The 6,524-nt window shown below is 51.3% G+C and carries 7 protein-coding genes; 4 read left to right on the plus strand and 3 right to left on the minus strand.

The genetic code is table 11. The annotated features are described in order from the left end of the window. Positions 1 to 109: 109 nt before the first annotated feature. Entirely contained in the window at positions 110 to 706 is a 597-nt protein-coding gene (locus tag ACR0MS_RS19935) for a hypothetical protein (protein ID WP_171188030.1), read from the plus strand. A 314-nt stretch (positions 707 to 1,020) separates the two neighbouring features. Here the strand turns inward: ACR0MS_RS19935 and ACR0MS_RS19940 are convergent, their stop codons facing one another. Beyond that, positions 1,021 to 1,446 carry an acyl-CoA thioesterase gene (locus ACR0MS_RS19940; RefSeq protein ID WP_480577913.1) on the minus strand — a complete coding sequence of 142 codons (426 nt, stop codon included), beginning with the start codon at positions 1,444 to 1,446 and terminating at the stop codon, positions 1,021 to 1,023. A 121-nt stretch (positions 1,447 to 1,567) separates the two neighbouring features. Between ACR0MS_RS19940 and ACR0MS_RS19945 the strand changes: the two genes are divergently transcribed. The 3 genes from ACR0MS_RS19945 (at position 1,568) to ACR0MS_RS19955 (ending at position 4,555) form a co-directional block, all read left to right on the plus strand. Further along, on the plus strand, positions 1,568 to 1,786 hold the full coding sequence (locus tag ACR0MS_RS19945) for a tautomerase family protein (RefSeq protein WP_170414971.1): 219 nt from the start codon (positions 1,568 to 1,570) through the stop codon (positions 1,784 to 1,786). A gap of 1,756 nt (positions 1,787 to 3,542) precedes the next feature. Further along, positions 3,543 to 4,232 carry a hypothetical protein gene (locus ACR0MS_RS19950; RefSeq protein WP_170382452.1) on the plus strand — a complete coding sequence of 230 codons (690 nt, stop codon included), beginning with the start codon at positions 3,543 to 3,545 and terminating at the stop codon, positions 4,230 to 4,232. Positions 4,233 to 4,306: 74 nt separating this feature from the next. After that, positions 4,307 to 4,555 (plus strand): ParB N-terminal domain-containing protein, encoded by a 249-nt coding sequence (locus ACR0MS_RS19955; RefSeq protein ID WP_039524390.1) that lies wholly within the window; start codon positions 4,307 to 4,309, stop codon positions 4,553 to 4,555. Here the strand turns inward: ACR0MS_RS19955 and ACR0MS_RS19960 are convergent. Continuing rightward, complete coding sequence (locus ACR0MS_RS19960) at positions 4,547 to 5,560, minus strand: fatty acid desaturase (RefSeq protein ID WP_170452345.1); 1,014 nt, start codon at positions 5,558 to 5,560, stop codon at positions 4,547 to 4,549. The genes ACR0MS_RS19955 and ACR0MS_RS19960 overlap by 9 nt on opposite strands. Positions 5,561 to 5,634: 74 nt before the next feature. After that, the gene (locus ACR0MS_RS19965; RefSeq protein ID WP_170382448.1) at positions 5,635 to 5,841 is read right to left on the minus strand and encodes a cold-shock protein; all 207 of its coding nucleotides are present in this window, start codon (positions 5,839 to 5,841) and stop codon (positions 5,635 to 5,637) included. Between the last annotated feature and the right edge of the window lie 683 nt (positions 5,842 to 6,524).

The raw sequence follows: 6,524 nt of genomic DNA on the forward strand, positions 1-6,524 counted from the left end.
GCTGGAAAAGATCGCGAAGTCGATCCAGAGCGAGTGCAAAGGATCATGCGAGATCTGGACTACAGCCACCTGGACCGAGTGATGAACCGGCGAAGGAAGGGGTAGCGGGATGTTGAAGGTGGTTGTCTATGTTGGTGATCAAGAGGTCGCCCGAGCTGTGGCTGAGAACGATTCAGAACTCGCGGACGTGTCCGATTACAATATCCGGATGAACGAACGTGCTGCCGAGCGGTTTGGCATTCAAGAAAAAGGTCTAGGCGGCCGGATTAAGGGCCACCCTCGAAATCAGACGGTCTGGAGGCTCGTCCGCAAGATCGCAGACCTTTGGCTTGCGGGGACCGGCGCGGGCGAAGAAAGCGTTGAGGCAGAGCTGCTGCCGATGATCCGCAAGTCTATCCGCGAACTAGATGAGAGGGTCGAAAAGGAATCGAACCAGAGCGAAGACTGGAATGCTGTGATCAAGCAGATTTCTGATGACGAGCCGTATTCCCTGGGCTTCTACGCTGACAAATTTGAGTCGTGGACAGCGGACGAGATTGAAGCTCTTCGATGTGATGTGGTTGAGACAGCCACACAGGAAGAACTAATGGCCGAGGTCGAACGCCGGCGAAGAGCTGGTCTACTGCACAAGGAGGCCTCGAATGATGGCTTCTCAGATCTGGTTGATGATCTCTGGGGCAAACTCGATACATACCCAGACCGCTAGTACAGCTTACCTGCCGCCATTACCCAAAATTTAACATAAGAAGTCTATGGCGACTGTCGTTGTAGTAGTGCGCGCTTCTTCTTAGCGCCTCTCCTGCTAGGAACCAAAGCGCCCCGGATAAGCATTTCCCCAACACTGCTCTGCGGAACCATGTACTACCAGTCTCTACGATAAGCATGGTTGACCGCAACCAGCCCGAAGCGGACCTTCAAAACCGTGCTTTGTATTTCTAGCGATGCGGACAAAGCGCCGTTTGATGTACGGCGCTAAGTTTGGTCGGAGTGAACCACGGCAATTCGGGACTTTCTGGTCATTCAGGTTGGGTTCTCCAACCATTTGGTTGCGCGTTCGCGAACATCATCGGGTATCTCTGTGGCTTGGCGGGTTTCGAGGCTTAGCAGCACGCATTTGAATTCGGTTTCGAAAGCCATCTTGTTGCCGTCAGCTCGAAAAAGCCGATGTCTAAAGGTCATGGATTTAGAGCCAATCGCTACAACTTCCGTCTCCAGCCGTATCGAGTCGCCAGCAGTAAGCTCTGCGCGGAAATCGCTTTGTGCGTTGACTACGGCGAATGAAACACGGCGGCCCGTTCGCATATCGTTTGCGGTTAACCCCATTTCAGATTGAATGGCTAGCACACCGTCGGAACATGCGGCGAAGTACCTCGAAACATTCATATGTCCAAGAAAATCGCAATCCGTTGGATCAACGACCGAGCGAAATGAAACCATTGCTGACATGTGGTTGCTCCTCTCGAACTGCATAGAATTCTTACAAGAAAGGGCATTGCATGTCATCTTGTGGAGCAATCGGCCAAGTATAGACCAGCATTTTGGTAAGTCTTAAGAAATGGAGTGTGCGATGCCCTCAATTGAAATTCAGGTGCTTGAAGGTGTGTTTTCGGCAGAAGAAAAAGGCAAGATAATACAAAATGTCACCAAGGCCTTCGGCGAAGTCGCCGGGCAAACAATACAAAATGGAACGTCTGTCCGGTTGCTAGAAGTAAGCAGCGGTTCATGGGGTTACGCGGGAAACATTCTAACTACACAAGACGCTTTGGAGATGCGCGCCCGCGGTTGACAAAACATCTTAGGACCGGGTCAGTTTTCGGCAGCTTTAGCCCACAGCAGTCATTTTCTGCGGCTGCAAACTTGGCTGATTGCAGCCCTTGGACGCCATCCAGCCGGTGTCCGTATCGTGTATTAACACCCGCAGTCAGCCCAAAACGGACATTCGCAATTAGACTTTGCAATTCCCGAGAAGCGTAGCAGATCAACCATTTGCTCGCGCCGCGAGTGCTTGCGCAGCATCAGTTCACAGGAGCGGCACGAATGTCGATGCGTTGCTGCTGATGACGTCAGGCCAGTCATTCATAGCCACGAGGAAACCTTGATCACGTACCGCTCTGTCGCCGCACTCAGGCTCGACAAGAGAGACGCGGACTTAAGCTGCCATTCGCTGCTGCTCCGCCCCCAAATCCCTACAACAACAGATTAATGCCAAGTAACTTCTTTCGGCGGTTCACCAGGCTACTTGGTCACGTGCTTGTTTCACAAACACCTGCCTTAGCAGTACTAGCGTTGCGACGAGGGAAACTTCCTTGACTCTATTCTGGCAAAGGACCACAAATGTGCATTGGTGAAAATTACTCGTCGTCGCGATGCTGCCGGCTTCGATGATCCAATGGCCTTCAGACTAACTGTAGCATGTGCCCCAGCATAGGAACGGGTCGCGCTGGGGTCTTCGCGTTGAGCTCGTTCCTCGCAAGCATTCGCAACTGTCACCTGACATGCTCCAGTTATCGCGTGACCCATCAATGAAGGCGCCGTATGAACAGAACATGGCTTATAAATCGCGTGCCCGATGCCGGATAGATCAGGTCTCAGGCTCCGTTTCAATCAGTCACTCATCGTGTTTTCGCGCCGCGTTCTTTGTTTGATCCCGACACTCTTGGTGTTGCTCTCCGGAACGCAGCTTCCCGCCCAAGTCGCAGGCAATGCTGATGGATCGGTCTGTGACGAAGGCTTCGAAAACAAGAACGGATCGTGTCAAAGAGCAAACGCACCTGAAAATGCGCATTTGACCGGCAGTTCCTATGGTCCAGGTTGGGTATGCAACCATGGATTCAAGCGTGTTGGAGATTTTTGTGAGGAAATAGAAGTTCCTAAAAACGCATATCTTGCATCGACCGGAGATCGATGGGAGTGCAATCGGCTCTTCCGACAAGTCGGTGAAAGATGCGAAGAATTGATAGCGCCTCAAAATGGGTACGTCGGAACCCGGTTTGGCGCACAGGAAATACACTGCAACTGGGGATTTCGTAAGGAAAGCCAAACATGTGTTGCAATAGAAGTTCCAAAAAACGGTCGTCTGAGCGACAAAAGAAGCTCGGATGGGTGGGTATGCCTCAGAGGGTACAGGGCAGCGGAGAGCGGCTGTGAGCCTGTGGCCGTTCCACAGCATGCATACCTTGCGCCTGAAACCTACTCTGGATGGAAATGTGAACGTGGCTTTCGCGCAAACCAGGACAGTTGCGTTGCGATCCTAGTCCCTTCCAACGCTCATTTGAATCGAAGAGGTGATGGTTGGGAATGTAATCGGCCGTTCACAAGACAGAACGATAAGTGCGCCGAAAATATGCCGCGAAAATAGGTTCGCTGGAAATCAATATCGCCTGACAAATCCGGAAGGACCAAGCCGTGAACCATAACTCGATTGACGAAAACCTTGGCAAAATGCTCAAGGCCGAAAGGGCGCATCGCTGGTCCTACAGAGTAAAGATGTTTATCGCGTTATTGGTGTTTGTTGCGACCATAATTGTGGTGGTGTTTCTCTGATGCGCAAAAATGCCCCTCAAGTAACCCTTCACGGTTCAAAGATGTCAGCTCGTGGTCTGGAACAAAGAGCATTTCAGGATCGCAGTGTTCGTGAGTCGCGGAACGCTGACGTAGCAGGAGTGATTGAAGAAGAATTTGGAAAGTACTTGATTAAGGCCGGCATCCTGAGCGGTAACAGCGTTGCGCGCGCATTCCCCAAGCCACCGGCTAAAACGCAGACAATGATTGCTGATGCAGTCGGCGAAACACCAGCATTGGCCATCGAAGCATTAAAAGAAATTCTCGGTGAACGTGACAGGAAACGTAGCGGTCAACGCCGTTTGGAGAGAAACTCCGGCACCCTCGTTCCCAGTGAAAGAGAATATGCCGAGGCATTGCGACAGATTAGGCTCACCCCTGCGCAGGTCACTATGCTCAAAGCACTTACAATCGCAGGCAAGGACGGTCTGACCATTGGTCATTTGTCTCAGGCGGCCGGTTACAAATCGCGCGAGGCCTCCATCAAGGTTTTTAAGAAAATCGGACTATTGATCGCAGAATATCTGGAACTGGACCTACCCGAAGCCGGATCGGTGCAGAATGATGGCGCCGCTCAGGTCCTGGCGTTTTCTCACATCGAAAGTGACGATGAGCCAGCCACTTGGGTTATGCATCAGGAACTGCGCGACGCTGTTCGTTCGGTTCTATGACGCACGTTCCAACCCCCGCTTTTGCAACGAACTCTGAACCGGAACAATTGCACGAAAGGTTGCTCACGTAGCTTATGTTGGAGAAAAGACCATATCCGCTCGACCTGATCTATGTACCTGTGAAACGGGCGAAAACGCTTGATCAACAAAAAGTTCTGACGCTGGCCGAAGATATCCTGAAGAACGGCCAGAAGACCCCGATCCAAATACGCTCGGACAACAAGAGGTTCGTGCTGATTGAAGGCCTTCACCGATTAGAGGCCATTCGCGCCCTGGGCGGTGATACGGTCGAAGCCTATCTGGTACGCGCCAGACTACACTAAATGCCTTTTGGAATTGGCGTTCGACAAAGCCTCGGAAAATGTCAGCAGACGTTGACTTTTTTCATCCCAAAGATGCAATCGTGCACAATGAAAGCTCTCATATAGAGTAATACGCTGGCAATTTTCTAACGCAGAATGGTCACGCAAAACTTCGTTTAGCCGGTAAAACGGTATGCGGCTGGCAAGGTGGTGAACATGGTGTACGCCGATGTTAGCAGAGAACCACCGCAGGATGCCTGGTAGGGCATAGTGAGAACTTCCATAGAATGCGGCGTTCTGAAGGTTCCACCCCTCTTCCCGTTCCCAGGTCGTGTGTTCAAACTGGTGTTGAATATAGAAAAGCCAAATACCAATCGATGATGCGACAATCATGGTTGGTAGGAAAACATACGATAATACCTCAATGCCTCCGGCCCAAAAAACTAGGGCCAATATCCCTGCAATTGCAGCGTTTGTTCCCATCGCACTTGCCCAGTACAGCCAGCCCGAACGCATGAAACCAAGAGGTAAACGGTTTTGAATAAAGAACGTATAGATCGGCGCAACACCGAACAGGAAGACGGGGTTCCGGGTCAGACGATAAGCGGCACGCCCGAACCACTTCCGCTTCAGGTATTCTTCAGTGGTCAATGTAGGGATGTCACCCATACCACGCCGATCAAGGTTACCGGTTGAAGCGTGGTGAATCGCATGGCTTTGCCGCCAAACGTCATAGGGTGTCAGGGCAAGAACACCTAGAACCCGACCGGTCCAATTGCAAACAGTGCGACTTCTAAAGAAAGATCCATGACCGCAATCATGCATAATGATGAAGATACGGACCAGAAACGCGGCATTCAGGATGGCCAGTAGTATTGCGATCCAGACACTAAAAGATAACGCAAACCACGCTAGGGCCCATAGCGCAAATAAGGGAGCAACTGTGATCGCAAGTTCAAAAACACTGCGCTTCGCATCGGCAACACGGTATTGCGCGAGCACCCGCGTCCAGTCTTTAGGTTGCAAGTTATTTGTTCTCCAATGGCTTATTGTAGCCCATTGTTCAATAGGGCACCCGAAAAGGGTGCCCTTAAAAAAGGTCAGGCGAGTGCCAGATTGGCGGCGCTTTCGCGTCCGTCACGGCCAGCTTCGACGTCAAAAGTAACCTTCTGACCGTCTTTTAATTCACTAAGGCCGGAACGTTCGATTGCTGAGATATGTACGAACACATCGCGCTTGCCATCTTCAGGCTCGATAAAGCCAAAACCTTTAGTCGAGTTGAACCATTTTACTGTGCCATTTGCCATGGTGGAAATCTCCAAATACTTGCCGCCCGCATTATTGCGGCGACTCGGCGTGGTCGGTCTGAATCGAAAGACTGAACGCCGAATTGGGGAGACAGCAGGTCGAAAAAGAAAAACGTAAGCCTTGTGTATATGGACTTCGAGTACGCACGATACAAGCCTTGATGCGGTGGAGGGCAACAGAGAAATCGAACCTGCCTGGCTTAGAACTCTACAAGTTGAGAAGACGCTGTCGTTCTGCGATCCAAACGCGAAGGCGGCTTGGGAGGCCGTACAAAAGATCAATGACCGCTTTTGGGAATCTATCCCGCAACATCCGAGACACTATAAGCGTCCGTTTTGATGCCGTAGCGAGACTTTGCAAAGTCCGGTTTCTGCGCATCGCTGACCTTGGTGCTGAGTACTACGGCGCTTCGATGCCGAGCCAGTTCTGCGCCGCTGTTTCAGCTAGATCATTCTCGATCAAATGTTTGATTTGTAGAGCTGCGTAGTTCACCAAAGGTCGATTGAACCCGATAAAGCAGATGCGTCATCCGACTAGATGGATGTCACCTGGTGTGAGCGAACGTTTTTCCGTGAGCAGCCTCATCTGACTGGTCCAAATTGATTGTTAGTGCATCGTCGGCCTGTAATCCATTGGGATGATGGTTTCAGGTGCTGGCGGGCGATAGCCCAATGCACTGTGG

The organism is Ruegeria sp. CJ2, assembly GCF_056536745.1.